Here is a 26,788-nt window from a genome sequence, read left to right as displayed (position 1 = left end):
AGCGGTTAGAAGCCGGCGGCGCTGCCGTTGCTGCGTGGATCAAAAGCGCCTTCGAGCATGCCGTTAGTATGGCGAACGATGGCACCGGCGTGGCCGACCGCTTCGCTGAAATCTGGCAACACTTCCACGTCGTGGCCGCGTTGACGCAGGTAGGAAAGGGTTTCTTCGCTGAAACGTCCCTCCAGTTTTAATGAGTCGGAGCTTTCACCCCAGGTGCGACCGAGCAGCCAGCGCGGCGCACTGATCGCCTGTTGCAGCGGTAGCCCCTGTACCACATGGCGGACAAACAGCGCCGCCTGGGTTTGCGGTTGGCCGTCACCCCCCATGGAGCCGTACACCAGGGTACGCCCGTCATACAGGCGTGCCGCTGCCGGATTCAACGTGTGGAAAGGTTGTTTGCCGGGTGCCAGTGCCAGCAGGTGCGCGGCATCCAGACTGAAGGACGCGCCGCGGTTTTGCCACAGTACGCCACTTTGCGGCAGTACCACGCCGCTGCCGAATTCGTGATAGAGACTCTGGATAAAGGACACCGCCAGACCGCTGCTGTCCATCACGCCCATCCAGACGGTATCGCCCGGTCCTTTGCCTTTACCCCAGGCGGCGGCTTGTTCAGGATCGATGCGCCTGGCCAGGGTATCCAGATGTTCGGCCGTCAGTAGCTCTTGCGGATCCTGAGTCATCTGACGCGGGTCGGTGATGAATTGATCGCGCAGGCCGAAAGCCAGTTTGGTGGCCTCGACGATACTGTGCACCACCGCGCCTTCGCTACGGCTGGCCAACGGCAGGCGGTCGGTCAGCCCGAGGATCGCCAGCGAGACCAGGCCCTGAGTCGGTGGTGTCAGGTTAAATATCTCCCCTTTCTGATGCTCCAGCCGCAGCGGGGTGCGGCGGCGCGGCCGATAATCTGCCAGATCCTGCGCGGTGAGCGGCATACCGAGCTTGGCCATATCCGCCGCCATACCCTGTGCCAGCGGACCGCGATAGAAGCTGTCCAGGCCCTGTTCGGCCAGAGTGATCAGGGTATCCGCTAACTGCGGCTGACAGAAACGTTGTCCGGCGTGAGGGATTTCCCCGTGCGGCAGGTAGGTGCGGGCAAAATGCTCCCGATCTGCCAACTCATGATATTTGCTGCGGGTAGCCGCCTCCTGCGAGGCAGTGACCGGAATGCCGTCTGCGGCATAGCGAATCGCATCTGCCAGCAGGCGCGACAGCGGCAACTGTTTGCCGCCCAATTCAACGGAGTAGTCCAGTGCTTCCTGCCAGCCACCAACGGTACCGGCGACCGTCAGCGCGGCTTTTGGCCCCCGGTGTGGAATGTGACTTTCACCAGCGTAAAAATCCAGAGTGGCCAGCGAGCCGGCAGCGCCGCTGGCGTCGATCGCCACCGGATCACCCTGCGGCGGAACGATCAGCCAGAATCCGTCGCCCCCCAGGCCATTCATGTGCGGGTAGACCACGGCGATGGTCGCGGCGGCGGCGACCATGGCTTCAATCGCGTTGCCGCCTGCGCGCAGTACCGCCAATGCACTTTCACTGGCGAGGTGATGTGGCGTGACGGCCATGCCCAATGGCGCGGTGTTGCTGTTAATCATTTCTTGGCCCTTGTTTGAGGTCAGCGTCTGCCTTAAACACAAGCAAGAGACGTTCCATGTTTTCTGCCAGGGCAATAATCGCTTGCCAGCGGGTGGATTGGCCGTGGTATGTTCCGCTGAAACAAAGGTTACAATCCCCGTCATATTTCATATTGCTGCGGCGTTGGCTTCCCTTGCTCACCCCAGTCACTTAGTTGACTAAGCTTCTGGGGACTTGCTCGGTTGCCGCCTGGCTGCACTTTGAAATCTATTGGGGAAAGCAGGAGTAACAATGAAGCAGATTGATGAACGCCTGCGCGGGGACTATCCGCAGCTCACGCCGCAGGAACAGCGGGTGGCCGATTTTATTTTCGATCACTTTGATGACCTGATCAGCTACAACAGTGCCGAACTGGCGCGCCTGAGCGGCGTCTCCAAAGCCACCGTCAGCCGCTTGTTCAAACGCCTGGGTTACCCGAGCTATCGCGCTATGCGTGATGAATTGCGCACTCTGCGACAGAGCGGTATGCCGCTGACCGATAACCGTGATGCGGTGCAGGGCAATACATTGCTGGCACGCCACTACAAGCAGGAAATGGCTAATCTCACCCAGTGGGTGAACCATATTGATGCTGACCAGTTCAACGCGGTGATCGCTGCTTTGGTGCAGGCGCGGCGCGTAGTGCTGATGGGTTTTCGCAACAGCTATCCGGTGGCGATGCATCTGCGTCAACAACTGATGCAGGTGCGTGAGCAGGTGTTACTGGTGCCGCAGCCCGGCCAGACGCTGGCGGAGGAACTGGTCGATATTGATCGGCGGGATGTAGCGGTGGTGGTGGCATTTCGTCGTCGGCCACGTCAGTTGCGGGCGTTATTGACGCAGTTACAGGTTCAACAGGTGCCGACTTTGCTGGTGTGTGAGCCGCAGGCGCAGGCGTTGATCCCGCTGGCCAACTGGCATCTGGCGGCGCCACTCGACAGCGTTTCTGCTTTCGACAGCTACTCTGCCGCTATGAGTCTGGCCAACTTGCTCAGCAATGCCTTGCTGCATGAGACGCTGGCGCAAGGGCGGCAACGTATTCACCAGATTGCCGATCTGTATAGCGATCTGGATGAGTTGGAACAGCGCTAAACTCAGCGCCATTTTGGTGCTTTCGCACTTTGATGGTGCGTTGCATCCCCCTTTTATTGACTCCCCCTGTCGCTACTCTGGCAGGAGGGGGCCGTCTCAATGCCCGAACTTACGGTAACTAAAGCCGATCGTTCCTGACACCCTGGATTGGCACATTAGTTGCAAAGTGATAATCAAAGAATCTTTTGTTTCATCATTTCACCATCGGGGATAATCTATGAACTTCAAGAAAATCGGGGTAGTGGCGTTAGGTGCGGTGCTGTTGATGGCGCAGGTCGCTTCGGCGATGGCGGATCAACTGCAGGAAATCCAGCAGCGTGGCGTGCTGCGGGTGGCGGTACCCCAGGACTTCCCACCGTTCGGCTCCGTGGGCACCGATCTGCAGCCGCAGGGTTATGACATCGATATGGCACAGTATCTGGCCGACAAGATGAAACTTAAGTTGCAGTTGGTGCCGGTCACCAGTGCCAACCGCGTACCTTATCTGCAAACCAACAAGGTCGATCTGGTGATTTCCAGCCTGGGCAAAAACGCGGAACGCGAGAAGGCAATCGCCTTCAGCCGTATCTATGCGCCGTTCTTCCTGGGTGTGTTTGGCCCGAAAGAGTCGGTACTGGCTGACGCCGCGCAGTTGGACGGTAAAACCATCGGAGTGACGCGCGGTGCGGTTGAAGACATGGTGCTGAGTGAGACCGCGCCGAAGGGCGCACAAATCAAGCGCTATGAAGACAACAACACTACGTTGTCGGCCTATCTGTCCGGCCAGGTGCAATACATCGCCACCGGCAACCTGGTGGTGAGCGCCATAGCGCGGCAGAACCCGACCAAAGCGCCGGTGGCCAAATTTATGCTGAAAGATTCACCCTGCTATGTCGGTCTGCGTCTGGGTGAGCCGGCGCTGAAATCGAAAGTGGACGAACTGATTGAGCAGGCGTTAAAGGATAACACCCTCAATGGCCTGTCCGAAAAATGGCTGAAAGCGCCGCTGCCTGCCGACTTCGGCGCATAACGGGAGCGCCTGATGACCTATCAGCTGAACTTTCCTGCCCTGTGGCCTTATCTGCCCGAATTGCTGGCCGGTCTGCTGACCACCATTGAGCTGACGGCGCTGGCCACCTTGATGGGGGTGGCGCTGGGTATTTGCGGTGCGGCGATCCGCAGCGGCAAGGCCAACTTGCTCAGCCGCGTTTGGGGTATTTACGTTGAGGTGGTGCGCAATACGCCGTTCGTGGTGCAACTGTTCTTCATCGTCTTCGGCCTGCCGAGTCTGGGCTGGAAACTGACCGCCGGGCAGGCGGCGCTGCTGGCGATGGTGATTAACCTGGGAGCCTACAGCACCGAGATCATCCGTGCCGGCATTCAGGTGACGCCGAAAGGCCAGTGGGAAGCCGGTAGGGTGTTGGGTCTCAGCCGCAGCCAAACATTTTTGCGCATCGTGTTGCCGCCGTCGCTGCAACGGATTTATCCGGCGTTGGTCAGCCAGTGCATTATTGTCATGCTGGGGTCATCGGTGGTGTCACAGGTGTCGTTCGAAGAGTTGACCTTCGCCGCCAACCTGATCCAGTCACGGACCTTCCTCAGTTTTGAGGTCTATCTGGTGACGGCGTTGTTTTACCTGTTGTTATCCATACTGATGCGCCAGCTGTTGCTGGCCGCCGGACGCCGTTTTCTAGGGAGCCAGGGCTGATGCTGACTTTTACCGACTGGGACATTGTGCGCAACCTGCTGTTGGCGGCACGCTGGACCTTGCTGCTGTCGCTGACGGCGTTTTTTGGCGGCACTCTGGTGACGTTGCCGCTGTTATTGCTGCGCCTGAGCAAGCGTAAGTGGGCGTTGCAGTTTGTCCGCTGTTATTCCGAGCTGTTTCAGGGTACGCCGCTGCTGATGCAGCTGTTCCTGGCCTTCTTTGGTCTGGCGCTGTTCGGCATTGATGTGAGCCCCTGGACCGCTGCCGCTTTGGCACTGACTTTGTTTACCAGCGCTTTTCTGGTGGATATCTGGTCCGGCAGTATTGCCGCGTTGCCGAAAGGCCAGTGGGAAGCGTCGCGCTGTCTGGGGCTGAGTTTTGGTCAGACCCTGGTGCGGGTGATTGTGCCGCAAGCGGTACGTATCGCTATCGCCCCCACCGTCGGTTTTTCGGTGCAGGTGATCAAGGGCACCGCACTGGCGTCGATCATTGGTTTTATCGAACTGACCAAGGCTGGCACCATGCTGAACAATGTCACTTATCAACCGTTTAAAGTTTTCGGCCTGGTCGCGTTGGGCTATTTCCTGATGTGTTATCCGCTGTCGCGCTACAGTCATTATCTGGAGAAGAAATTCCATGCCGCTCATCACAATTAATCAGGTGCAGAAATATTACGGTCAGAACCATGTGCTGAAGGGCGTGGATTTGGATATCGATATGGGCGAGGTGATTTCGATCATCGGCCGCAGCGGCTCCGGCAAGAGCACCTTGTTACGCTGCATCAACGGGCTGGAAGGCTATCAGGAAGGCAGTATCAAGCTGGGTGGCATGACCGTCACCGATCGCGATTCACAGGCCCGTGAAATCAGCCGCTCCATTGGCATGGTATTCCAGAACTTCAATTTATTCCCGCATATGACCGCGCTGGAGAACGTGATGCTGGCGCCGCGTCGGGTGCTGAAGAAAAGCCCGGCCGAATGCCGTGAACTGGCGGAAGAGATGTTGAACAAGGTCGGGCTGAGTGAGCGCATGCATTATTCACCGGCTAACCTTTCCGGCGGACAGCAGCAGCGGGTGGCGATTGCCCGGGCGCTGGCGATGAACCCGAAAGTCTTGCTGTGTGACGAAATTACCTCGGCGTTGGATCCTGAGCTGGTTGGCGAAGTACTCAAGGTGCTGGAGCAACTGGCCAAAGAGGGCATGACGCTGATCCTGGTGACCCATGAAATGAACTTTGCCCGCGAGGTCGGCGACCGGGTGGTGTTTATGCACCAGGGCAAGGTATGGGAGCAGGGCGACAGTCGCACGCTGTTCGCCAATCCGCAAACGCAGGAATTAAAACAGTTTATTGCATCGGTTCGCGGCCTGTCTGAGCACTGATGCTACCAAGTCTATTAAGTTATTAAGCTGGTAAGGAATTAACATGTTAGATATCACTCAATTCGATCAGATCAATCCACCCGCCCGCCTGCTGATGGGGCCGGGGCCGATCAACGCGGATCCGCGCGTGCTGCGCGCCATGTCGAGCCAGTTGATTGGTCAGTACGATCCGGCGATGACCGGTTACATGAATCAGGTGATGGAGCTGTATCGCGCGCTGTTCCGCACCGAAAACCGCTGGACGCTGCTGGTAGACGGCACTTCCCGCTCCGGTATCGAAGCGATGCTGGTCTCTTCAATCCGCCCTGGCGACAAGGTGCTGGTGCCGGTGTTTGGGCGTTTCGGTCATCTGCTGTGTGAGATAGCCCGCCGCTGCCGCGCCGAAGTGCACACCATAGAGGTGCCCTGGGGCGAGGTATTCACTGCCGACCAGATTGAAGACGCGATCAAGAAAGTACGCCCGCGCCTGCTTTTGACGGTGCAAGGCGACACCTCTACCACTATGCTGCAGCCGCTGGCGGAATTGGGGGATATCTGCCGTCGCCATGGCGTGCTGTTTTACACCGATGCCACCGCTTCGTTTGCCGGCAACCCGCTGGAAACCGATGCCTGGGGGCTGGATGCGGTCTCTGCCGGCCTGCAAAAATGTCTGGGTGGCCCGTCGGGCAGTTCGCCGGTCACTCTCAGCCCGCAGTTTGAAGAGATCGTTCGCCGCCGCAAATGCGTAGAGCAGGGCATTCGCACCCTCGACCACGCAGATGGTGACGACGAAATGATCTATTCCAACTACTTCGATCTCGGCATGATCATGGATTACTGGGGCCCGGAGCGTCTGAATCACCATACCGAAGCCACCAGTATGCTGTTTGCCGCGCGTGAGTGCGCCCGGGTGATCCTGGAAGAAGGGCTAGATAACACCATCGCCCGGCATAAGCTGCACGGCGCGGCGATGCTGGCCGGCATTCAGGGCATGGGGCTGGAAGTGTTCGGCGATCTTGATAACCGCATGAATAACGTGCTCGGCGTGGTGATCCCGCAACAGGTGCACGGCGAGCAGGTCCGCCAGATGATGCTGAACGATTTCGCCATTGAGATCGGCACCTCGTTCGGCCCGCTGCAGGGCAAGATTTGGCGCATCGGCACCATGGGCTACAACGCGCGTAAAGACTGCGTACTGCAGACCCTCACCGCGCTGGAAGCTGTGCTGAACCGGCTGGGTTTCGCCAGCAAACAGGGTGAAGCGCTGCAGGCGGCCTGGAATACCTACGACGACGGGAGTCGTTGATGGCGGCGCTGTTAACCGCCCAGGAGGCGGAGCAGGCTGCGGCTCGGGTGATGGCCCGCTGCGATGCGCTGGCGGCGATCAGCGCCACGCCGGGCCAGTTGACCCGGGTTTACCTGTCGCCGGAACATCAACGCGCCAACCAACTGGTGGGCGACTGGATGCGCACTATCGGCATGAAGGTCTGGCAGGACAGCGTTGGTAACCTCTGTGGCCGTTATGAAGGCCAAACGCCAGATGCGCCTGCGCTGCTGCTTGGTTCGCATCTGGACACGGTGCGCAACGCCGGGCGCTATGACGGCATGCTCGGCGTGTTGACCGCGCTGGAAGTGGTGGCGCATTTGCATCGGCAGCAGCGTCGTTTGCCGGTGGCGGTTGAGGTGATTGGCTTTGCTGATGAAGAAGGCACGCGCTTTAGTATCGCGCTGCTGGGCAGCCGGGGCATTACCGGACAGTGGCCGGCGGATTGGCTGGAACGCACCGATGCTGATGGCATTAGCGTGGCACAGGCATTACGTGAGTTTGGGCTGGATCCGGCGGCGGTTGGCGAAGCGCGACGCGCGCAAAGTGATATCTGTGGCTATCTGGAACTGCATATTGAGCAAGGGCCCTGTCTGGAGGCTGCCGATCTGGCTTTGGGCGTGGTGACGGCGATTAACGGCGCCCGTCGGCTTAACTGTACCTTTACCGGCCAGGCAGGCCATGCCGGTACCGTGCCGATGGGGCAACGTAAAGACGCGCTGGCGGCGGCGGCGGAATGGATGATGGCGGTAGAGGCGATGACTTCGGCCAGCGATCGGCACCTGGTGGCTACCGTTGGCCTAATTGAAAGCCTGCCGGGGGCGGTCAATGTGATCCCTGGTGAAGTCAAACTGACCCTCGATGTACGCGGCCCGGAAGATGGCCCGCTGGCAGCGCTGTTGACGCAATTGCTGGAGCAGGCGCAGGCGATCTGTACCCGTCGGGGACTGCGTTTTGACAGTGAAGAGTTTTACCGCATAAATGCAACGGCCTGTGATGCAAATTTGCAACAATGCTGGCAGCAGAGCGTGATGGCGGTACAGGGGCGCAGCATGGCGTTGCCGAGCGGCGCCGGGCATGATGCGATTGCCGTAGCGACCTGTTGGCCGGTGGGGATGCTGTTTGTCCGCTGCGATCGCGGCATTAGCCACCATCCGGCCGAAGCCGTCAGCCAGTCCGATGTGGCGCTGGCGATCCAGGCTTACTGCCAGACGGTTAGCGGTTGGGAGGAGGCCTGATGAGGCTGCAACGATTTAATCAATTGCCGCTGGAGGAAGCGGAGCGTTTGCTGCGGCCCTGCGTAGATATTGCGGCCTGGAACGCGGCAGTGATAGTAGCACGGCCCTTCAGCAGCATCGACGCCGCGCTGGCGGTGGCCTGGCAAGCGGCACTGCGCTGGCAGCCGGAAGAGATCAGCCAGGCACTGGCCCAGCACCCGCGTATCGGCGAACGTGCCAAGGGTCAGGGACAAGAGGCGCAGTTTTCGCAGCGCGAGCAAGCGGCGGTCAACGCGCAGGATGCTGAGTTAGCTGAAGCACTGCGGGACGAGAATCAACGCTATGAACAGCAATTTGGCCAGGTGTTTTTGATCCGTGCCGCCGGTCGCGATGGTCAGAGTATTTTACGTGAGTTACAACGGCGATTGAATAACAGTGCGGAGCAGGAACGGCAGGAAACCGCCGAACAACTGCGTGAAATCGTGATGCTGCGTTTTAAGGAGTTACTGAGCGATGAGTAATATCAGCACCCATATTCTGGACACCTCACTCGGTAAACCCGCTGCGGGGATGCGGGTGTGGCTGGAGCAGCAACAGGACGGGCAGTGGCGAACCCTGGCAGAAAGCCATACCGATGCCGACGGCCGTGCGCGTGACCTAACCCCTGATAGCCTGCCCGCCGGGCATTACCGTCTGTCTGCCGATCTCGGCGCTTACTTTGCCGCTGACCGGCGTGCAACCTTGTATGCCACGGCAATTATCGATTTTGTCATCAATGATGCGGCGCAGCATTACCATTTACCGCTGCTCATTAGTCCGTATTCCTACTCAACCTACCGGGGCAGTTAAACGCCCTTAGCGGTTAACCCGCATCGACGAGGTACCTATGGCTCTGTCTCAGGATAAGGGCGCGGCTTCGTGCTGCCCGGAAGATGAAAAACTGCCGCTGGCAAAGACCTTCGCCTACGGCTTGCAGCATATTCTGACCATGTACGGCGGGATTATTGCACCGCCGCTGATCATCGGGTCGGCCGCAGGGTTAAGCGCGCCGCAGATTGGTATGCTGGTGACGGCAGCCCTGTTTGTCAGCGGGCTGGCTACGCTGTTGCAAACCCTTGGGGCACCCGGTTTCGGCTCACGTCTACCGCTGGTACAGGGCGTTTCCTTTGCCGGGGTGGCGACCATGGTGACGATTGTGACCGGCGATGGCGGGTTGCCGGCGGTGTTCGGTGCGGTGATTGCCGCCTCGCTGATAGGGCTGTTGATCGCGCCGTTCTTCTCACAAATTATCCGCTTCTTCCCGCCGGTGGTCACTGGCACCGTGGTGACGGTGATCGGGCTGTCACTGATGCCGGTGGCGGTGCGCTGGGCCATGGGCGGCAACGCCAGGGCGGCAGACTGGGGATCAACCGGGAATATTGGCCTGGCGGCTTTCACGCTGGTGGTGATTCTGCTGTTGAACAAGGTCGGTTCTCCGGCGCTAAAACGGCTGTCGGTGTTGCTGGCGATGGCGGTCGGCTGCGTGGTCGCCGTGCTGGTGGGTAAAGTAAGCTTTGCCGCCGTAAGCAGCGGGCCATGGCTGGCATTCCCCGAGCCTTTCGCCTACGGTTGGCCGACCTTCGAACTGAGCGCGACCCTCTCCATGCTGTTGATCGTGCTGGTGTTGCTGACGGAAACCACCGCCGGGTTGATGGCGGTTGGCGAGATCGTCGGTTCGCCGGTGAATGCGCGCCGCATAGCCAATGGTCTACGCGCCGATATGTTGTCCAGCGCGCTGTCGCCAGTATTCAACTCATTCCCACAAAGCTCGTTTGCCCAGAACATCGGATTGGTGGCGATCACCGGCGTGAAGAGTCGCTTTGTGGTCAGCGCCGGAGGGGCCATTTTGGTGCTGCTGGGGTTACTGCCGGTGCTGGGGCGACTGGTGGCCTGTATTCCGTTGCCGGTGTTGGGTGGCGCAGGCGTGGTGCTGTTCGGTTCGGTGGCTGCCAGTGGGATCCGCACCCTGGCAAAGGTGGATTACAAGGACAATATGAATCTGGTGGTGGTGGCGACGGCGATTGCCTTCGGCATGATCCCGATCGTGGTGCCGACCTTTTACGATCAGTTCCCGAACTGGGTGCGTACCTTATTGCATTCCGGTATCAGCGCTTCTTGCCTGGTGGCGTTGCTGCTGAACCTGCTGTTTAACCCTATTGGTGCCAAAGAAGAAAAAGCGGTGGAAGAGGAGCTTTCCTGAAACAACGGGCGCAGCGGACCGCGCCCGACCCGAAAGGATTAATCGTGGCGCAGGAAGCTGTCGGCATCACGCCAGGCCGGGAAGGCGCTGCGGTAGCTTTGCAGGTTTTCCAGCGACAGTTCGGCGTCCAGCCGTGCGGCGACACCGGGTTCCTCCTGGGCCAATGTTTCCCCCTGCGGGCTGAGGATCAGGCTGTCACCGCTGTAGTTCAGGCCGTTACCGTCTTCGCCGACGCGGTTGCAGCCAGCCACGAACACCTGGTTCTCAATGGCGCGTGCCGCCAGCAGCGTTTGCCAGTGTTTGCTGCGCGGTGCCGGCCAGTTGGCGACGTACAGCGCCAGATCGTAATCCTGTTGATAGCGGGACCACACCGGGAAACGCAGGTCATAACAGATCTGCGGCAGGATGCGCCAACCACGCCACTCGAAAATTTCACGCCGTTTGCCAGCCTGATAGTGCAGGTGCTCACCGGCCATGCGGAACAGATGGCGCTTATCATAGGCATGCACCCGGCCGTTCGGCTCGACCAGCAGGAAACGGTTAACCGCGCCCTCGGCAGTTTTCAGCGCTACGCTGCCGCCGACCAGGGCGTTACTTTTACTCGCCCAGCCGTGCAGCCAGTCGACGACCTGCTGTTCCGGCAGTGCGCTTTCCCCGGCATCCATAGCAAAGCCGGTGGTAAACATCTCCGGCAGCACAATCAAATCGCGGCCGCTTAACGGCGCCAGCAGCGCATCAAAATGACGCAGGTTGGCCTCGCCATCGCGCCAAACCAAAGGTTGCTGCAACAGGGTAATTTTTAAAGTCGACATAACCGCTCCGCAGCCGCATCCAGCGTGGCATCCTGTTTAGCGAAGCACAGCCGGATCAATTTATGAGGGAAAGGATCGGCACAGAAGACCGACAGCGGGATCGCCGCCACGCCAACGTGCTCGGTTAACCAATGGCAGAATGCCACGTCGTCCAAATCGGAAACGGCGCTGTAATCTGCCAGTAAGAAGTATGTACCCTCGCAGGGTAAAATTTCCAGTCGACTGTTGGACAGCGCCTGCACAAAACGATCGCGCTTGGCACGGTAAAATGCCGACAATTGCTGCCAGTGTTCCGGCTCGCTGCGCAGCATATCCGCCAGTGCCAACTGGGCCGGGGTGTTGACCGAGAAGGTCAGGTACTGGTGCACCTTGCGCACCTCCGCACTCAGCGCGGCCGGAGCCACGCAGTAACCCACTTTCCAGCCGGTCATGTGGAAGGTTTTACCGAAGGAAGACACGGCGATGGCCCGCTGACGCAACTGTGGGTGAGCCAATACGCTGGTGTGGCCGCCTTTAGCAAAACAAATGTGTTCGTAGACTTCATCGCTCAGCACGTAGATTTCGTGATCGCCAATGGCGTGCCACAGTTGCTGCATATCTTCTGCCTGCCAGGCCGTGGCGGAAGGGTTGTGCGGCGTATTGAGGATCACCAGCCGGGTACGTGGTGAAAGCAACTTGCCGAACTGCGACCAGTCGACGTTGAACGCCGGGGGCTGTAGCGCAATGCGTTTTAGCGTGCCGCCGGATAAGGTCACCGCCGGCGCATAGCTGTCGTAGCTGGGATCAAAGCAGATAACTTCATCGCCAGGGCGTACCAGCGCGCTGATAGCGGCGAACAGCGCCTCGGTGGCACCCGCGGTGACGGTGACTTCGTTAGTGGCGTCCGGCAGCCAGCCGTACAGGGCGGCGGTTTTCTCGGCGATGGCCTCACGCAGTGGGGCGACACCGGTCATCGGAGCATATTGGTTCGCGCCCTGGCTGACATGCCAGGCCAGACGTTCTTTCAGGTGGTCCGGGCCATCGAAATCGGGGAAGCCCTGCGACAGGTTGATTGCCTGATGCTGCGCCGCCAGCGCACTCATCTGGGTGAAAATGGTGGTGCCCAGCGCGGGCAGTTTACTTTCGGGAATCAATGCTGAAGTGCTCATAGCAGGCTAATACTCCTGGCGCTTATGTTGCCGTCAATATAACACGATGTTAGTATTTGGCAATCAAGACGCTTAGATGGCTAAATGAAGAAAAAATCTAACCATTAATCAAATCATTCTAAGCTTCACCTGCAGATGACCTTACAGACCGGGAAACGATAATGACCGAAAATCCGCAACTTACAGCGCTATTGTCTGCCTGTCACTGGATTGGTGAAAAGGGCTGGTGCCCAGCGACCGGTGGCAATATGTCGCTGCGTCTCGATGACCAGCATTGTCTGGTGACCGAATCCGGGAAGGATAAAGGCAGCCTGACCGAAACTGACTTCCTGCTGGTGGAAACCGCCAGCAACCATGTACCGAGCGGCCGCACGCCGTCGGCGGAAACCGGTCTGCATACCCTGATTTACCGGCTATATCCGCAGATTGGTGCGGTGCTGCATACGCATTCGGTGAATGCGACCGTGCTGTCGCGGGTTGAACGCAGCGATGGACTGGTGTTGCAGGGCTATGAGATGCAAAAATCTCTCGGCGGCCAGAGTACGCATCTGGACAGCGTGGTGATCCCGATTTTCGATAACGACCAGGATATCCCGCGTTTAGCGGCGCGCGTGGCGGCCCATGCCGAAGTCACGCCGCTACAGTACGGTTTTCTGGTGCGCGGCCACGGTTTGTATTGCTGGGGCCGCCAGGTCGCGGAAGCACGTCGTCATCTTGAAGGGCTGGAATTCCTGTTCCAGTGCGAACTACAACGCCGTTTACTGGAGGCAAAATGATCCGCGCCATCGTTACCGACATTGAAGGCACGACCAGCGATATCCGTTTCGTCCATCAGGTGCTGTTCCCCTATGCACGCGAACGCCTGGCGACCTTTCTCCGTCAGCACGCTGAAGAGGCCGAAGTCGCCGCCCCGCTGGCCGCTTTGCGCCAGGAACTTGAGCAGCCGCAGGCGGATATCGAGCAACTGATTACCGCGTTGTACCGCTTTATGGATGAAGACCGTAAATCTACCGCGCTGAAGGCGCTGCAAGGCATCATCTGGCGCAGCGGCTACCAGAACGGCGATTTTCGCGGGCATTTGTACCCGGAGGTGGCCGAACAGTTGGCCGCCTGGCAACAGCAGGGGCTGAAGCTGTACGTCTATTCTTCCGGCTCGGTGGAGGCGCAGAAACTGCTGTTCGGCTACAGCGATGCCGGGGATTTACAGCCGCTGTTCAGCGGTTATTTCGATACCCACGTCGGTGCCAAGCGTGAAACTGCTTCGTACCGCAATATCGCCAGTGAAATCGGTATCGCCCCTGACCAGCTGTTATTCCTTTCCGACATTCATCAAGAGCTGGACGCCGCTCGTGCCGCAGGTTGGCATACCTGCCAACTGATCCGCGATGACGCCGATAACCAGAGTCAACATCCGCAGGTTAACCGTTTTGATCATATCGATTTAGGGGAGTTTGCCTCATGAGTGGCTTGACTATTTTCAGTGATAAAGAGCCGCAGCAGCCACTGTGGCAGAGCCGCGATGCGCAGGCGATTCAGCAGCAATTGGCGCAAATTGGCGTCCGTTTTGAGCGCTGGCAGGCGGACCGTGAACTGGGTGAGAACCCGGAGCCGGCGACGGTGATTGCCGCCTATCAGCAGCAGATCGATCGGCTGGTGGCGGAGAAGGGCTACCAGAGTTGGGATGTGATAAGCATGCGTCCGGATAATGCCCAGCGTGAAGTGCTGCGCAGCAAGTTTTTATCCGAACACACGCACGGCGAAGATGAAGTACGTTTCTTTGTTGAAGGGGCCGGGCTGTTCTGCCTGCATCTGGACGGCAAGATCTTCCAGATCCTGTGTGAGAAGAACGATCTGATCTCGGTGCCGGCCGATACCCGCCATTGGTTCGATATGGGGTCGGCACCGAATTTTACTGCGATCCGCGTGTTCGATAACCCGGAAGGCTGGGTAGCGCATTTCACCGGCGATAACATCGCTGATGCCTATCCGCGCCTCGACTGACCGCTACGATGCGGGTGTTAACCTAACGCCCGCTGGAAAATTCCTTCATTGACCTGCTGTGGCGTGATCACGCCGCTGTCGAACACCCAACCGCTAATCAACGCCGCGGGCGTCACGTCAAACGCCGGGTTATAAACCTGGGCATCGGCAGGGGCCCACTGGCAAGAGCCAAAACTGCCGGATACACCGGTCACTTCAGTTGCGGCGCGCTGCTCGATAGGGATTGCGGCACCATTCGGACAGTGCGGATCGTGCGTAGTGTGCGGGGCCGCGACGTAGAACGGAATGCGGTGATAGTGTGCCAGTACTGCCAGGCTATAAGTGCCAATCTTGTTGGCGACGTCACCGTTGGCGGCGATGCGGTCTGCACCCACCCACACCGCATCCACCTGACCTTGCGCCATCAGGCTGGCTGCCATGGAGTCACAAATCAGCCGGTAGGGGATACCCAGCTCACCCAACTCCCAGGCGGTCAATCGGCCACCTTGCAGCAACGGGCGGGTTTCATCGACCCACACCTGCTGTACCTTGCCTTGCTGATGAGCGCGCAACAGCACGCCGATAGCAGTACCAATACCGGCGGTTGCCAGACCCCCGGTATTGCAGTGGGTCAGCAGGCGGCTGCCGGGTTTCACCAGCTCGGCGCCGTGATCGGCAATGCGATCGCACAATTGACGATCTTCTTCCACCAGGCGTAGTGCTTCTTCCACCATTGCCGGCACCCAGTGCGGTTGTGCCAGTGCCAGCTTCATGCGGTCCAGGTTGTTCATCAGGTTGACCGCCGTCGGTCGTGAGGCGCGCAGGGTGAGCAGTGCCTGCTCCAGTTCCTCACGCGACAAGCCGCGTTCCGCCAGCAGAGCCAATAACAGGCTGGCAGACAGGCCGATCAGCGGCGCACCCCGCACCCGCAAGGTGAGAATATGGTCAACCAGTTGTTCCACGCTGTCGCAGGTCCGCCACTGTTTTTCCTGCGGCAAAGCCTGCTGGTCGAGGATCCAAAGTCGGTTGTCACTCAGGGTCAAACTGGTGGTGTTAAGCGCTTGCATCGGCGGTTAATTCCTTGTTGCGTAGTTATTGCATCTGGAAAGCTATTCTGCCAACATGACTTCCGGATGTATAGACGTCCAAATGCTTTTACGTCTAAAAAAATATAATCGCTGGGTCAGTGAGAAAGTTCAGAGGGGTTGGGAATGTCGCATTATCGTACGTTTACTGCTGCTGATGCCGTTGAGTATGCCCGTCAATATGGGCAGTTAGCCGATCCCCAGGCGTTGGTTAGCGCTGACGAGATTGGTGACGGTAATCTGAACCTGGTATTCAAGATCCGCGATCGTGATGGTGTGAGCCGGGTGATAGTCAAACAGGCGCTGCCGTATGTTCGATGCGTGGGCGAATCCTGGCCGTTAACCCTGGATCGCGCACGTATTGAAGCGGAAACCCTGTTGATCCATGGCGGTTTTTGTCCAAGGCATACGGTAAAGGTGTTGCATCACGATCCTGAACTGGCAGTGATGGTGCAGGAAGATCTTTCTGATCACCACATCTGGCGCAGTGAGTTACTCAAGGGGCACTATTACCCGTTGGCTGCCGGGCAACTGGCGGAGTATTTGGCGCAAACCCTGTTCCATACTTCCGACTTTTATCAGACCGCGCAGGAGAAAAAAGCGGAGGTTAGTCGCTTTAGTAACCCCGAACTGTGCCAGATCACCGAAGATCTGTTCTTTACCGATCCCTATATTGACCATGAGCGTAATCAGTTTGATCCGGTGCTGTTGCCGCAGGTCCTTGAGTTGCGTGACGATGCGGCACTGAGGCTGGCGGTCGCCGGATTGAAGCATCGTTTCCTGAGCAAGGCGGAGGCGCTGTTGCACGGTGATATCCACAGCGGCTCGGTTTTTGTCGCGGAAGGCAAGCTGAAGGCGATAGACGCCGAATTTGGTTTCTATGGCCCGATCGGTTTCGACGTCGGCAGCGTATTGGGCAATCTGTTACTGAACTATTGCGGTCTGCCAGGGCTTTTGGGGCCGCGTGACGCCGCTGCCGGGCGCGAGCAGCGTTTGCAGGATGTTCGTGAACTATGGCTGATTTTTGCCGATCGTTTCCTGGCATTGTGTCACCAACAGGCCCGAGAACTGGCACTGGCAGTACCGGGCTACGCCGAACAGTTCCTGCAGCAGGTGTGGACCGATGCGGTTGGCTACTGTGGCAGTGAGTTGATCCGTCGTACCATAGGTCTGGCGCACGTTGCCGATCTGGACAGTATCAGCGATGACGAGATGCGTACCGAATGCCAGCGCAGTGCATTGAGTCTGGGCCGCGCGCTGATCGTCAACGCGTCGCAAATCGAACATATCGACGCGTTGTTGGCGCGCATCCGCCAGAACGGTTAAATCTCCTGGATACCGTGAAAAAAGGGTGCTCATGGATCCGTCACCAACAACCAACAGGCGGGGCGAACCCCGCCGTTGGGTTGCCTTACCCTTCGGTTTCGTAAGCCAAAATGGCGGCAACCTCCGTGTCTCCCTGTGTGATGCGCAGTTCACATAGCGAACCGCGGTTGATCCACATCAGCGCTATCAGCGTGATACAGATAATCATCAGCCTTAGAATGACCCGTTCTTGCTGCATTTTTGACCTCCTTATCCTTGCCTTGCGGCGGGGAAGAGGCTAACCTGACGTTGCTAGACGTTCAGAGTGGCCTCGGGTTGATTACATCGACTCGGGGCCTTTCTCTTTCTATCCGTTACCAATACAAGGCTCCGGACAGAAAGATCCAGAGCACCCACCTACAGTCTATCCGATTATTCCCGGGGTTAAATTAGTCGTTCTGGCAACGTTGCGGAGCACCGCGCACTTATGCGGAGAAATAGAAAAGGGGCGATGATTATCGCCCCTGGGTAAGTCAGTTTATTGCAGTTACGCGGCTTCGGTGTGTTTCTGGCGCTTATCCTGCTTGAGCAACTTTTCCGGCTTACTGGCCGCCAGCGCATCCGGCTCGAAGTCATCCACGTTGATGGAACGCAAACGGCTCTCTTCGGCTTTCACCAGGATCTTCGCTTCGTCGGCGTTAATCTTGCCTTCTTCCAGTGCACGCTGCGCCAGACGATCCAGTCGGGTGAACGGCAGGTTCTTGCCGGCCGCCTTGCACAACCGATCGTGGATCGGCTCGGCGGCGATCACGTCAACCAATGCGGCTTCCAGCAGGCCGACCGGGTTATGCTCGCTTGGCGTCAGATACTGACCACGACCCAGACGGCTACGGGTGGCGGACGGTTGTTGGATAATCTTGGCCAACTGGTGATCCAGACGGTCAGACGGTGCAGTATGCACGCGACCTAACGGGAAGATAACCAGACGCATCACGCCGGCGATAAAGCGGTTCGGGAAGTTGCGCAGCAGATCGTCCAGCGCCTGTTCTGCCTGATGCAGACTGTCCTGTACGGCCCAATGTACCAGCGGCAAATCTTCTTTCTGACGGCCTTCATCTTCAAAGCGTTTCAGCGAAGCGGAAGCCAGATACATTTGGCTGAGAATATCCCCCAGACGGGCGGAGATACGTTCACGGCGCTTCAGGCTGCCGCCCAGTACACCCATGGAAACGTCCGACAGCAGCGCCAGGTTAGCGCTCAGGCGGTTCAACTGCTGGTAGTAACGACGAGTTGCATCTTTGGTCGGTGTACTGCTGGTGCGGCCGTTGGTCAAACCCAGCCAGAAGCTGCGTACCTTGTTGCTGCCTACGTGGCCCAGATGACCGAACAGTAATTTGTCATAGGCGTTCAGATCGTTATTCTGCGCTGCCGCCATTTCGTCCAGCACATAAGGATGGCAACGGATCGCACCCTGACCGAAGATCATCATGGTACGGGTCAGGATATTGGCGCCTTCTACCGTGATAGCGATAGGCGCGCCCTGATAGGCACGGGCCAGGAAGTTGGATTTCCCCAACATGATGCCTTTACCGCCGGCGATATCCATTGCATCAATGATTGCCTGCTGGCCGCGGTGGGTACAGTGGTATTTCACGATGGCCGACAGCACGGCCGGTTTCTCGCCCAGCATCAGACCACTCGTGATAAGCGTAGCCGCTGCGTCCATCACATAGGTGTTACCGGCGATACGCGCCAGTGGCTCTTCGATACCTTCCATCTTGCCGATCGACAGTTTGAACTGACGGCGGATATGGGCGTATGCGCCAATCCCCAGCGCCATGGATTTCACGCTACCGGTAGAGTTGGAAGGCAGGGTGATACCGCGACCTACCGACAGGCATTCAACCAGCATACGCCAGCCCTGACCGGCCATTTTTGGCCCGCCGATGATGTAATCAATCGGGACGAACACGTCATTGCCGCGAGTTGGACCGTTCTGGAACGGCACGTTCAGCGGGAAGTGACGGTTGCCGATTTCAACACCCGGCGTGCTGGTTGGGATCAGCGCACAGGTGATGCCCGGTGATTCGTTGGTGCTCAGCAGGTGGTTCGGGTCATACAGTTTGAACGCCAGGCCCAGCACGGTCGCCACCGGTGCCAATGTGATATAGCGTTTGTTCCAGGTCAGGCGCATGCCCAGAACCTGTTCGCCTTGCCACTCGCCCATACAGACGGTGCCGACGTCCGGAATGGCACCGGCATCGGAACCCGCTTCCGGGCTTGTCAGAGCGAAACAAGGGATCTCGTCGCCGCGTGCCAGGCCTGGCAGGTAATGGTTTTTCTGTTCGTCAGTACCGTAATGTTGCAGCAGCTCGCCCGGACCGAGGGAGTTCGGCACGCCGACGGTGATGGCCAGAATGCCGGAAACACCGGACAGTTTTTGCAGTACGCGTGCCTGAGCATAAGGAGAGAAGTCCAGGCCGCCGTATTCTTTCTTGATGATCATCGCGAAGAAGCGGTGTTCTTTCAGGTATGCCCAAAGTTCCGGCGGCAAATCGGCCAGTTCATGGGTGATCTGGAAGTCGTTGGCCATGCGGCAGGCTTCTTCCACCGGACCGTCGATAAACGCTTGTTCTTCGGCGGTCAACTGCGGTTTAGGGTAATTATGCAGCTTGTTCCAGTCCGGCGTACCGCGGAACAGATCGCCTTCCCACCAGGTGGTCCCGGCTTCGATCGCTTCCTTTTCGGTGGTGGACATTGGCGGCATCACCTTGCGGAACGCGCGCAGCGCCGGTGCAGACAGCAACGAACGGCGCAGTGACGTGACGTTCAGTGGCAGCAGAATAATCGCCAGCGGCAGCAGCATCCAGAAGCTCCACAGACCGATGGCGCCCATGGCGGCGGTGTATGCCAGAAGAATAAGGCTACTGAGGGTGAGGTTCACTCGGTGATAAAACACCACACCAATGAGTGCCAGTAAAACAACAATACTAAGAACCATCATAAGAAGCTCCGAAGTGGCAAGAGGTCTGACCTGTTGTGTGTATGTAATAGGTTTTAGTACAACCCCATATTTTTATCAATGCATTTACAGTTTAATTACAACTTAAGTCACAAACTGACCGCATCAATCATCAAAAACCTCATCGGCGCCTCAACCGGGCTGCTGTTTGACTGACAATGCTTCTCGGTTTTTCCCCGATCCGTTACACTGCGGAGCGGAAGATTGACGATAACAAGAGGTTCCTCATGTACCACGACCTTATTCGTAGTGAACTGAACGAAGCGGCCGATACCCTGGCGAAATTTATCAATGATGATGCCAATATCGACGCGATCCAACGCGCAGCCGTGCTGCTGGCTGATTCCTTTAAAGCCGGTGGGAAAGTCATTTCTTGCGGTAACGGTGGCTCCCACTGTGACGCGATGCACTTTGCCGAAGAGCTGACTGGCCGCTACCGTGAAAACCGTCCGGGTTATCCGGCGATTGCCATTTCTGACGTTAGCCACCTGTCTTGCGTCAGCAACGACTTTGGTTACGAGTATGTATTTTCACGCTATGTGGAAGCGGTAGGCCGTGAAGGCGACGTATTGCTGGGGATTTCCACCTCAGGCAATTCCGGCAACATCATTAAAGCCATCGAAGCGGCGCGCGCCAAAGGGATGAAAGTGATCACCCTGACCGGTAAAGACGGCGGCAAAATGGCCGGTTCTGCCGATGTGGAAATCCGCGTACCGCACTTCGGTTACGCAGACCGTATTCAGGAAATTCATATCAAAGCGATCCACATCTTGATTCAGCTGATTGAAAAAGAGATGGTTAAGGCATAACGGCTTTTGGGGGCATGGCGCCCCCGTTAATAATGCACAGGGGCGCAGTTGATCGCGCCCGAATAGACGGTGTCAGTGGGAGTTAAGGAGTGGCTGGCGATGTGTGAATTGCTCGGGATGAGCGCAAACGTACCGACCGATATTTGCTTTAGCTTTACCGGGCTGGTTCAGCGCGGTGGCCGTACCGGGCCACATAAAGATGGTTGGGGCATTACCTTCTATGAAGGGAACGGTTGCCGCACGTTTAAGGATCCTCAGCCGAGTTTCGACTCGCCGATCGCCCGTCTGGTGCAGGAATACCCGATCAAATCCTGCGCGGTGGTATCACATATCCGTCAGGCCAATCGCGGTGAAGTGGCGCTGGAGAATACCCACCCGTTTACCCGCGAACTGTGGGGCCGTAACTGGACCTACGCGCACAATGGCCAGTTGAAAGGCTACCGTCAGTTGGAAACCGGTACTTTCCGCCCGGTCGGCCAGACTGACAGCGAGTACGCTTTCTGCTGGTTGCTGCATCAGCTTTCCCTGAAATACCCGCGTACCCCAAGCCGTTGGCCGCCGGTGTTCCGTTATATCGCTCTGCTGGCGGATCAACTGCGTCAGAAGGGGGTATTCAATATGTTGCTGTCGGATGGGCGCTTTGTGATGGCTTATTGCTCCACCAACCTGTATTGGATCACGCGGCGCGCGCCGTTTGGCAAAGCCACGTTACTCGATCAGGATGTAGAGATTGATTTTCAGCAGCAGACCACACCCAATGATGTGGTCACGGTGATTGCTACCCAGCCGCTGACGGCGAATGAAACCTGGCACAAAATTGCACCAGGCGAATTCGCATTATTTCACTTCGGTGAGCGGCTTGGTCTGAGCGAAGGGATTGGTACTGACAGCGGGAGCCGTGTTTGACGCATACTGCGTCATCTGGCCGCTGCTCAGCACGGGTTGACCCAATACGTACTGACCATTGGCTACGCTGACCATCGGTGGCTGGTGGTTTTTGACGAAGTAGTCATAGCCCGGTTTCAGCTGACGCCAGAAGGCGATGTAGCTGGAAGAACTGTGGCGTTTCAGGTTCTTATCGGTCATGCGGAACGGATAGATACTGATATCAATCCGGTTCTGTCCGTAAGCGAACGCAGCTTCGACGTAGCGGTAAATCTCATCCATATAGGTGTTGGTCATCGCGTAACAACCAATCGATTTACATTCACCGTGGATCATCAGATAAGCACCGGAATAGCCCTGTGATTTATCGTAATCATTAGGGAAGCCGATATTGATTGCCCGATAATACTTGCTGTCGGGTTTCAGATGGCGCGCGTCGACGCTATAAAAGCCTTCCGGACTCTTAAAGTCACCTTCACGGCGTTTTGGGCCGAGGCCGCCGGAGAAATTACAGATTTGGAAAGAGTTCACCAGACGGAATTCGTTGCCCATTTTGGCATACAATTCCAGCGTGCGTTCTTCTTTGAAAATCTGAATATAGACCGGTGAACCCACTAATTGCTGCTTAACTACCGGAACCTCGGGAACCTGCTCGCTGGCGCTGCAGGCCGTGATCATCGGCATAGAAAAAAGCATCGCAAACAACAACGCGATTTTGCTCATTATTATTCCTGCTTATATTTATCTGTCGGCTCAATGCAATTGGCCAACATGCCACTGATTATTGTTTTACGGTCTTAAAACACCGCCAGATTACCAGTGTGTTCTTTTTTAGCAATATGCGATGTGTATAAAAAAACTACAAACTTCGATAAAAGTGAATCTATAGGCAGATTTTAACGATTAGTCGCGTAAAACGGCCGAAATTTAATTGTGTTTGCTTGACTCAGGTCACTGCCTGACACAGAAAAATGTTGTGGAAAATGTTAATATTCCGGCTCGAATAAATGCGCAAAAAATGGACGCAGGAGTTAATCAACGGAATGTACGTTAGCCCATTTTATCAGTGCGAAAGATTTCATGTTGAGCGTGATGCCGTTGCGCTCAACCCAGAGGCTGCTGATGCGGCCTCATCATCCAGGCATCGTCAGTACCAGCCTCTGGGGTCGGTAAGACGTGTGAAACTAACCAACATCGTATAAAACCTATGATTAAAATCAGAAAAGGGTTAGACCTGCCAATTGCCGGAACCCCGGTTCAGGCGATTCAGGACGGCCCAGTCATTCAGCATGTCGCCCTGCTTGGGGAAGATTACGTCGGAATGCGCCCGTCTATGCTGGTGCAGGAAGGCGAGAGCGTTAAAAAAGGCCAGGCACTGTTTGAAGATAAGAAGACCCCCGGGGTTTTCTTCACCGCTCCTGCCAGCGGTCGTATTGTGGCCATCAACCGTGGTGAACGACGCGTATTGCAGTCGGTCGTCATTGCCGTTGAAAACGGCGGCGATGATCAACTGGAGTTCGCTCATTTTCCGGTCGCCGAACTGGCGATGCTGCCGCGCGAACAGGTTGAAAGCGAATTGATCGCCAGTGGCCTGTGGACCGCACTGCGCACCCGTCCCTTCAGTAAAACACCGGCACCGGGCACCAGCCCACGCGCCATCTTCGTTACTGCCATCGACAGTCAGCCGCTGGCCGCCGATCCGCAGGTGATTATTGCCGAGCAGTTGGCGGCGTTTAACGCCGGGCTGGCGGTATTGGCTCGCCTGACCGACGGCAAGGTGCACGTTTGTCATGCCGCAGGGGTGAACCTGGGCAAGCAACCTGATGCGCAAGTGACCTATAACGAATTCGCCGGTCCGCATCCTGCCGGGTTGGTGGGCACCCATATTCATTTCCTCGAGCCGGTCAGTTTGAAAAAAACCGTCTGGCATATCGGCTATCAGGATGCGATTGCCATCGGCACCTTGTTCACCACCGGCAAGCTCGATACCTGCCGGGTAGTGGCACTGGCCGGGCCGCAGGTGGAACAGCCGGTACTGCTGCGCACCCGGTTGGGCGCCAGCATCGACGAACTGACCGCCGGCCGGCTGAAAGCGGGGGAGAACCGGGTCATTTCCGGCTCGGTGCTGAGCGGCACCCACGTCGCCGGGCCGAATGCTTACCTTGGCCGTTTCCACGCGTTGGTTTCCGTGCTGCAGGAAGGGCGTGATAAAGAGCTGTTCGGTTGGATTGCCCCATCACCGGATAAATTCTCCATTACCCGCACCACGCTGGGCCACTTCCTGAAGAACAAGTTGTTTGCCTTCTCGACCACCACCCACGGCGGTGAGCGTGCGATGGTGCCGATCGGCAACTACGAGCGGGTAATGCCGCTGGATATCCTGCCGACCCTGCTGCTGCGTGACCTTCTGGCGGGTGACAGTGACAGCGCGCAGGCGCTGGGCTGTCTGGAACTGGATGAAGAAGATCTGGCGCTGTGCACCTTTGTTTGCCCCGGCAAGTATGAATACGCTCCGGTGCTGCGCGATGTGCTGACCAAGATTGAGCAGGAAGGATAACCGATGGGCCTGAAGAATTTTTTTGAAAAGATCGAGCATCACTTCACTCCGGGCGGCAAGCTGGAAAAGTGGTACCCGCTGTATGAAGCGACCACCACGGTGTTCTACACCCCGGGGCAGGTGACGCGCGGTGCTTCGCATGTGCGCGATGCTATCGATCTGAAACGCATGATGATCCTGGTATGGCTGGCGGTCTTCCCAGCGATGTTCTGGGGGATGTACAACGTCGGCCAGCAGGCCATTCCGGCGCTGCACCACCTTTACAGTGACGATCAACTGCAGCAGGTGCTGGCGGGCGATTGGCACTACCGGTTGGCGCAATGGCTCGGGGCATCACTGGCGGCGGACGCAGGTTGGATCAGCAAAATGGTGCTGGGTGCCTGCTATTTCCTGCCAATTTATGCCGTGGTGTTCCTGGTGGGGGGCTTCTGGGAGGTACTGTTCGCGGTCATTCGCAAGCATGAGATTAATGAAGGCTTCTTCGTTACCTCGATTCTGTTTGCGCTGATTGTGCCGCCAACGCTGCCGCTGTGGCAGGCCGCGCTGGGTATTACCTTCGGCGTAGTGGTGGCCAAAGAGATATTCGGCGGCACCGGACGCAACTTCCTTAACCCGGCGTTGGCGGGGCGTGCGTTCCTGTTCTTCGCTTACCCGGCGCAGATTTCCGGTGACCTTGTGTGGACCTCCGCCGACGGTTTTTCCGGCGCGACTCCGCTGGCACAGTGGAGCGCGGGCGGGGCACACAGCCTGAGCAACGTGGCTACCGGCCATTCCATTAGCTGGATGGACGCGTTTCTCGGCAACATCCCCGGCTCGGTCGGTGAAGTCTCCACGCTGATGATCCTGCTCGGCGGGGCGATAATCCTGTTTGGCCGCGTGGCTTCCTGGCGCATTGTCGCCGGTGTGATGCTCGGCATGATGGCTACCGCCTTCCTGTTCAATTCGATCGGCTCTACCACCAACCCGCTGTTCGCCATGCCGTGGTACTGGCACCTGGTGTTGGGGGGCTTCGCCTTCGGTATGATCTTTATGGCTACCGACCCGGTTTCCGCCTCGTTTACCAACAAGGGGAAATGGTGGTACGGCATTCTGATTGGCGTGATGTGCGTGCTGATCCGGGTGGTCAACCCGGCCTATCCGGAAGGCATGATGCTGGCGATCCTGTTCGCCAACCTGTTCGCGCCGCTGTTCGATTACCTGGTGGTGCAGGCCAACATCAAGCGGAGAAAAGCCCGTGGCGAATGAATCTAAAAACGACAGCATCGGTAAAACGCTGCTGGTGGTACTGCTGCTGTGCCTGGTGTGTTCTGTGGTGGTGGCGGGTTCCGCCGTCGGCCTGAAGTCCAAACAGCAGGAACAGAAGTTGCTCGACAAGCAGCGCAATATTCTCGACGTGGCCGGTTTGCTGCAGCCAAAAATGGAAGGCGAGCAGGTCAAGGCGCTATTCACCCAACGTATCGAACCGCACCTGCTGGATTTGAACAGCGGTGAGTTTGTCACCGGCAAGGCGACAGCGTTCGATCTGGCTGCGGCCCTGCGTGATGACGCCAAAAGCGTAGCACTGCCGGCGGCTGACGATCCCGCCGGCATCAAACGTCGCAGCAATCAGGCGGAAATCTACCTGGTGCGCGACGACAGCGGTGCGGTCAACAAAATTGTGCTGCCTGTCTACGGCACTGGCCTGTGGTCGATGATGTACGCCTTTGTGGCGTTGGATAACGACGGCAATACGGTGAAAGGCATCACTTACTACCAGCAGGGGGAAACTCCGGGACTGGGCGGTGAAGTTGAGAATGCCAGCTGGCGCCAGCAGTGGATCGGTAAAAAGTTGTTTGACGACAACGGCCAACCGGCGATTCGCGTGGTGAAAGGCGGGGCGCGTCAGGGGGATGAACACGGGGTGGACGGTTTGTCCGGTGCCACGCTGACCTCCAACGGCGTGCAGCATACTTTTGACTTCTGGTTGGGCGAGCACGGCTTTGGCCCGTTCCTGCAAAAAGTTCGTGAAGGAGCGCTGAAAAATGGCTAATTCCAAAGAGATTAAACGGGTCCTTTTAGGGCCGCTGTTCGACAACAACCCGATTGCCTTGCAGGTGTTGGGCGTCTGTTCCGCGCTGGCGGTAACCACCAAGCTGGAAACGGCTGTGGTGATGACCATTGCGGTGACGCTGGTCACCGCGTTCTCCAGCTTCTTTATTTCCCTGATCCGTCACCATATTCCGAACAGCGTGCGCATCATCGTACAGATGGCGATTATTGCCTCACTGGTGATTGTGGTCGATCAATTGCTGCGCGCCTATGCGTTTGAAATCTCCAAGCAGCTGTCGGTGTTTGTTGGCTTGATCATCACAAACTGTATCGTGATGGGGCGCGCCGAGGCGTACGCCATGAAGTCACCGCCGATCGAGAGCTTTATGGACGGCATCGGTAACGGGCTGGGCTACGGGGTGATCCTGGTGTTGGTCGGCTTCCTGCGTGAGCTGTTCGGTTCCGGCAAGCTGTTCGGCATTCCGGTGCTGGAAACGGTGCAGAACGGCGGCTGGTATCAACCGAACGGCCTGTTCCTGCTGGCACCGAGCGCGTTCTTTATCATCGGCCTGCTGATTTGGGCGCTTCGCACCCTGAAACCAGCGCAGATCGAAAAGGAGTAATGGCC

General features: G+C 57.6%; 27 protein-coding genes. 20 read left to right on the top strand and 7 right to left on the bottom strand.

Annotation, left to right across the window (positions count from 1 at the left end; genetic code table 11):
• Window positions 1-5 precede the first annotated feature (5 nt).
• Complete coding sequence (locus tag F8R23_RS13240) at window positions 6-1,592, bottom strand: gamma-glutamyltransferase family protein (RefSeq protein ID WP_151415706.1); 1,587 nt, start codon at window positions 1,590-1,592, stop codon at window positions 6-8.
• A 271-nt stretch (window positions 1,593-1,863) separates the two neighbouring features.
• On the opposite strand from F8R23_RS13240, the gene F8R23_RS13235 reads away from it, so the two are divergent.
• The 10 genes from F8R23_RS13235 to F8R23_RS13190 all read left to right on the top strand — a co-directional run bounded on the left by F8R23_RS13235 (window position 1,864) and on the right by F8R23_RS13190 (window position 10,529).
• On the top strand, window positions 1,864-2,703 hold the full coding sequence (locus F8R23_RS13235; RefSeq protein WP_129939064.1) for a MurR/RpiR family transcriptional regulator: 840 nt from the start codon (window positions 1,864-1,866) through the stop codon (window positions 2,701-2,703).
• Window positions 2,704-2,920: 217 nt separating this feature from the next.
• Window positions 2,921-3,712, top strand: a complete 792-nt coding sequence (locus tag F8R23_RS13230; protein WP_129936071.1) for a transporter substrate-binding domain-containing protein — start codon at window positions 2,921-2,923, stop codon at window positions 3,710-3,712.
• Between the two features lie 12 nt (window positions 3,713-3,724).
• A complete protein-coding gene (locus F8R23_RS13225; protein WP_099064942.1) occupies window positions 3,725-4,390 on the top strand; it encodes an amino acid ABC transporter permease in 666 nt (221 codons plus the stop codon).
• Window positions 4,390-5,046: an amino acid ABC transporter permease gene (locus F8R23_RS13220; protein ID WP_129936070.1), complete on the top strand. Its 657-nt coding sequence runs from the start codon at window positions 4,390-4,392 to the stop codon at window positions 5,044-5,046. Before F8R23_RS13225 ends, F8R23_RS13220 begins: the two co-directional genes overlap by 1 nt.
• The gene (locus F8R23_RS13215; RefSeq protein WP_129936069.1) at window positions 5,027-5,770 is read left to right on the top strand and encodes an amino acid ABC transporter ATP-binding protein; all 744 of its coding nucleotides are present in this window, start codon (window positions 5,027-5,029) and stop codon (window positions 5,768-5,770) included. Before F8R23_RS13220 ends, F8R23_RS13215 begins: the two co-directional genes overlap by 20 nt.
• A 43-nt stretch (window positions 5,771-5,813) precedes the next feature.
• Entirely contained in the window at window positions 5,814-7,055 is a 1,242-nt protein-coding gene (locus F8R23_RS13210; RefSeq protein ID WP_099064940.1) for a pyridoxal-phosphate-dependent aminotransferase family protein, read from the top strand.
• Window positions 7,055-8,311 carry an allantoate amidohydrolase gene (hpxK, locus tag F8R23_RS13205; protein WP_151415705.1) on the top strand — a complete coding sequence of 419 codons (1,257 nt, stop codon included), beginning with the start codon at window positions 7,055-7,057 and terminating at the stop codon, window positions 8,309-8,311. Before F8R23_RS13210 ends, hpxK begins: the two co-directional genes overlap by 1 nt.
• The gene (uraD, locus tag F8R23_RS13200) at window positions 8,311-8,811 is read left to right on the top strand and encodes a 2-oxo-4-hydroxy-4-carboxy-5-ureidoimidazoline decarboxylase (RefSeq protein WP_129936067.1); all 501 of its coding nucleotides are present in this window, start codon (window positions 8,311-8,313) and stop codon (window positions 8,809-8,811) included. Before hpxK ends, uraD begins: the two co-directional genes overlap by 1 nt.
• Window positions 8,804-9,139 (top strand): hydroxyisourate hydrolase, encoded by a 336-nt coding sequence (gene uraH / locus F8R23_RS13195; protein WP_112347804.1) that lies wholly within the window; start codon window positions 8,804-8,806, stop codon window positions 9,137-9,139. Before uraD ends, uraH begins: the two co-directional genes overlap by 8 nt.
• A 37-nt stretch (window positions 9,140-9,176) precedes the next feature.
• Complete coding sequence (locus F8R23_RS13190) at window positions 9,177-10,529, top strand: nucleobase:cation symporter-2 family protein (protein WP_129939063.1); 1,353 nt, start codon at window positions 9,177-9,179, stop codon at window positions 10,527-10,529.
• Between the two features lie 38 nt (window positions 10,530-10,567).
• On the opposite strand, the gene F8R23_RS13185 is transcribed toward F8R23_RS13190, so the two are convergent.
• Both F8R23_RS13185 and F8R23_RS13180 read right to left on the bottom strand, forming a co-directional pair.
• On the bottom strand, window positions 10,568-11,341 hold the full coding sequence (locus F8R23_RS13185; protein ID WP_129936065.1) for an amidohydrolase: 774 nt from the start codon (window positions 11,339-11,341) through the stop codon (window positions 10,568-10,570).
• A complete protein-coding gene (locus tag F8R23_RS13180; protein WP_129936064.1) occupies window positions 11,329-12,489 on the bottom strand; it encodes a pyridoxal phosphate-dependent aminotransferase in 1,161 nt (386 codons plus the stop codon). Before F8R23_RS13180 ends, F8R23_RS13185 begins: the two co-directional genes overlap by 13 nt.
• A gap of 161 nt (window positions 12,490-12,650) precedes the next feature.
• On the opposite strand from F8R23_RS13180, the gene F8R23_RS13175 reads away from it, so the two are divergent.
• The 3 genes from F8R23_RS13175 to F8R23_RS13165 are packed head-to-tail and all read left to right on the top strand — an operon-like array spanning window position 12,651 to window position 14,490.
• The gene (locus F8R23_RS13175) at window positions 12,651-13,265 is read left to right on the top strand and encodes a methylthioribulose 1-phosphate dehydratase (RefSeq protein ID WP_112347801.1); all 615 of its coding nucleotides are present in this window, start codon (window positions 12,651-12,653) and stop codon (window positions 13,263-13,265) included.
• The gene (mtnC, locus tag F8R23_RS13170; RefSeq protein WP_129936063.1) at window positions 13,262-13,951 is read left to right on the top strand and encodes an acireductone synthase; all 690 of its coding nucleotides are present in this window, start codon (window positions 13,262-13,264) and stop codon (window positions 13,949-13,951) included. The genes F8R23_RS13175 and mtnC overlap by 4 nt, the downstream gene beginning before the upstream one ends.
• A complete protein-coding gene (locus F8R23_RS13165; protein ID WP_099064932.1) occupies window positions 13,948-14,490 on the top strand; it encodes a 1,2-dihydroxy-3-keto-5-methylthiopentene dioxygenase in 543 nt (180 codons plus the stop codon). Before mtnC ends, F8R23_RS13165 begins: the two co-directional genes overlap by 4 nt.
• A gap of 17 nt (window positions 14,491-14,507) precedes the next feature.
• On the opposite strand, the gene mtnA is transcribed toward F8R23_RS13165, so the two are convergent.
• The gene (mtnA, locus tag F8R23_RS13160) at window positions 14,508-15,536 is read right to left on the bottom strand and encodes an S-methyl-5-thioribose-1-phosphate isomerase (protein ID WP_112347799.1); all 1,029 of its coding nucleotides are present in this window, start codon (window positions 15,534-15,536) and stop codon (window positions 14,508-14,510) included.
• 144 nt (window positions 15,537-15,680) lie between these two features.
• Between mtnA and mtnK the strand changes: the two genes are divergently transcribed.
• Window positions 15,681-16,880, top strand: a complete 1,200-nt coding sequence (gene mtnK, locus F8R23_RS13155; RefSeq protein WP_129936061.1) for an S-methyl-5-thioribose kinase — start codon at window positions 15,681-15,683, stop codon at window positions 16,878-16,880.
• An 85-nt stretch (window positions 16,881-16,965) separates the two neighbouring features.
• Here mtnK and F8R23_RS13150 read toward each other — a convergent pair whose 3' ends face one another.
• Together F8R23_RS13150 and fadE are read right to left on the bottom strand one after the other, a co-directional pair.
• Window positions 16,966-17,118 (bottom strand): Hok/Gef family protein, encoded by a 153-nt coding sequence (locus tag F8R23_RS13150; RefSeq protein ID WP_129936060.1) that lies wholly within the window; start codon window positions 17,116-17,118, stop codon window positions 16,966-16,968.
• A 288-nt stretch (window positions 17,119-17,406) separates the two neighbouring features.
• Window positions 17,407-19,863 carry an acyl-CoA dehydrogenase FadE gene (fadE, locus tag F8R23_RS13145; RefSeq protein WP_151415704.1) on the bottom strand — a complete coding sequence of 819 codons (2,457 nt, stop codon included), beginning with the start codon at window positions 19,861-19,863 and terminating at the stop codon, window positions 17,407-17,409.
• A 245-nt stretch (window positions 19,864-20,108) separates the two neighbouring features.
• On the opposite strand from fadE, the gene lpcA reads away from it, so the two are divergent.
• Both lpcA and F8R23_RS13135 read left to right on the top strand, forming a co-directional pair.
• Complete coding sequence (gene lpcA, locus F8R23_RS13140; protein ID WP_004949058.1) at window positions 20,109-20,690, top strand: D-sedoheptulose 7-phosphate isomerase; 582 nt, start codon at window positions 20,109-20,111, stop codon at window positions 20,688-20,690.
• Between the two features lie 99 nt (window positions 20,691-20,789).
• Complete coding sequence (locus tag F8R23_RS13135; RefSeq protein ID WP_099064928.1) at window positions 20,790-21,596, top strand: class II glutamine amidotransferase; 807 nt, start codon at window positions 20,790-20,792, stop codon at window positions 21,594-21,596.
• Here the strand turns inward: F8R23_RS13135 and dpaA are convergent.
• The gene (dpaA, locus tag F8R23_RS13130; protein ID WP_099064927.1) at window positions 21,528-22,298 is read right to left on the bottom strand and encodes a peptidoglycan meso-diaminopimelic acid protein amidase; all 771 of its coding nucleotides are present in this window, start codon (window positions 22,296-22,298) and stop codon (window positions 21,528-21,530) included. The genes F8R23_RS13135 and dpaA overlap by 69 nt on opposite strands.
• 484 nt (window positions 22,299-22,782) lie before the next feature.
• Between dpaA and F8R23_RS13125 the strand changes: the two genes are divergently transcribed.
• The 4 genes from F8R23_RS13125 to F8R23_RS13110 are packed head-to-tail and all read left to right on the top strand — an operon-like array spanning window position 22,783 to window position 26,783.
• Window positions 22,783-24,132 (top strand): Na(+)-translocating NADH-quinone reductase subunit A, encoded by a 1,350-nt coding sequence (locus F8R23_RS13125; protein WP_151415703.1) that lies wholly within the window; start codon window positions 22,783-22,785, stop codon window positions 24,130-24,132.
• A 3-nt stretch (window positions 24,133-24,135) separates the two neighbouring features.
• A complete protein-coding gene (locus tag F8R23_RS13120; protein ID WP_151415702.1) occupies window positions 24,136-25,377 on the top strand; it encodes an NADH:ubiquinone reductase (Na(+)-transporting) subunit B in 1,242 nt (413 codons plus the stop codon).
• On the top strand, window positions 25,367-26,161 hold the full coding sequence (locus F8R23_RS13115; protein WP_085115342.1) for a Na(+)-translocating NADH-quinone reductase subunit C: 795 nt from the start codon (window positions 25,367-25,369) through the stop codon (window positions 26,159-26,161). Before F8R23_RS13120 ends, F8R23_RS13115 begins: the two co-directional genes overlap by 11 nt.
• A complete protein-coding gene (locus F8R23_RS13110) occupies window positions 26,154-26,783 on the top strand; it encodes an NADH:ubiquinone reductase (Na(+)-transporting) subunit D (RefSeq protein ID WP_151415701.1) in 630 nt (209 codons plus the stop codon). The genes F8R23_RS13115 and F8R23_RS13110 overlap by 8 nt, the downstream gene beginning before the upstream one ends.
• Window positions 26,784-26,788 lie beyond the last annotated feature (5 nt).

The organism is Serratia proteamaculans, from assembly GCF_008830365.1.
GTDB classification, from domain to species: Bacteria; Pseudomonadota; Gammaproteobacteria; order Enterobacterales; family Enterobacteriaceae; genus Serratia; species Serratia proteamaculans.
The sequence above is the reverse complement of the archived record's forward strand: the minus strand, read 5'-3'. Positions and strand labels throughout refer to the sequence as shown.

Coding starts and splice junctions, on each gene's coding strand:
- F8R23_RS13240 (WP_151415706.1), bottom strand. CDS start 1,592: ATGATTAACAGCAACACCGCGCCATTGGGCATGGCCGTCACGCCACAT.
- F8R23_RS13235 (WP_129939064.1), top strand. CDS start 1,864: ATGAAGCAGATTGATGAACGCCTGCGCGGGGACTATCCGCAGCTCACG.
- F8R23_RS13230 (WP_129936071.1), top strand. CDS start 2,921: ATGAACTTCAAGAAAATCGGGGTAGTGGCGTTAGGTGCGGTGCTGTTG.
- F8R23_RS13225 (WP_099064942.1), top strand. CDS start 3,725: ATGACCTATCAGCTGAACTTTCCTGCCCTGTGGCCTTATCTGCCCGAA.
- F8R23_RS13220 (WP_129936070.1), top strand. CDS start 4,390: ATGCTGACTTTTACCGACTGGGACATTGTGCGCAACCTGCTGTTGGCG.
- F8R23_RS13215 (WP_129936069.1), top strand. CDS start 5,027: ATGCCGCTCATCACAATTAATCAGGTGCAGAAATATTACGGTCAGAAC.
- F8R23_RS13210 (WP_099064940.1), top strand. CDS start 5,814: ATGTTAGATATCACTCAATTCGATCAGATCAATCCACCCGCCCGCCTG.
- hpxK (WP_151415705.1), top strand. CDS start 7,055: ATGGCGGCGCTGTTAACCGCCCAGGAGGCGGAGCAGGCTGCGGCTCGG.
- uraD (WP_129936067.1), top strand. CDS start 8,311: ATGAGGCTGCAACGATTTAATCAATTGCCGCTGGAGGAAGCGGAGCGT.
- uraH (WP_112347804.1), top strand. CDS start 8,804: ATGAGTAATATCAGCACCCATATTCTGGACACCTCACTCGGTAAACCC.
- F8R23_RS13190 (WP_129939063.1), top strand. CDS start 9,177: ATGGCTCTGTCTCAGGATAAGGGCGCGGCTTCGTGCTGCCCGGAAGAT.
- F8R23_RS13185 (WP_129936065.1), bottom strand. CDS start 11,341: ATGTCGACTTTAAAAATTACCCTGTTGCAGCAACCTTTGGTTTGGCGC.
- F8R23_RS13180 (WP_129936064.1), bottom strand. CDS start 12,489: ATGAGCACTTCAGCATTGATTCCCGAAAGTAAACTGCCCGCGCTGGGC.
- F8R23_RS13175 (WP_112347801.1), top strand. CDS start 12,651: ATGACCGAAAATCCGCAACTTACAGCGCTATTGTCTGCCTGTCACTGG.
- mtnC (WP_129936063.1), top strand. CDS start 13,262: ATGATCCGCGCCATCGTTACCGACATTGAAGGCACGACCAGCGATATC.
- F8R23_RS13165 (WP_099064932.1), top strand. CDS start 13,948: ATGAGTGGCTTGACTATTTTCAGTGATAAAGAGCCGCAGCAGCCACTG.
- mtnA (WP_112347799.1), bottom strand. CDS start 15,536: ATGCAAGCGCTTAACACCACCAGTTTGACCCTGAGTGACAACCGACTT.
- mtnK (WP_129936061.1), top strand. CDS start 15,681: ATGTCGCATTATCGTACGTTTACTGCTGCTGATGCCGTTGAGTATGCC.
- F8R23_RS13150 (WP_129936060.1), bottom strand. CDS start 17,118: ATGCAGCAAGAACGGGTCATTCTAAGGCTGATGATTATCTGTATCACG.
- fadE (WP_151415704.1), bottom strand. CDS start 19,863: ATGATGGTTCTTAGTATTGTTGTTTTACTGGCACTCATTGGTGTGGTG.
- lpcA (WP_004949058.1), top strand. CDS start 20,109: ATGTACCACGACCTTATTCGTAGTGAACTGAACGAAGCGGCCGATACC.
- F8R23_RS13135 (WP_099064928.1), top strand. CDS start 20,790: ATGTGTGAATTGCTCGGGATGAGCGCAAACGTACCGACCGATATTTGC.
- dpaA (WP_099064927.1), bottom strand. CDS start 22,298: ATGAGCAAAATCGCGTTGTTGTTTGCGATGCTTTTTTCTATGCCGATG.
- F8R23_RS13125 (WP_151415703.1), top strand. CDS start 22,783: ATGATTAAAATCAGAAAAGGGTTAGACCTGCCAATTGCCGGAACCCCG.
- F8R23_RS13120 (WP_151415702.1), top strand. CDS start 24,136: ATGGGCCTGAAGAATTTTTTTGAAAAGATCGAGCATCACTTCACTCCG.
- F8R23_RS13110 (WP_151415701.1), top strand. CDS start 26,154: ATGGCTAATTCCAAAGAGATTAAACGGGTCCTTTTAGGGCCGCTGTTC.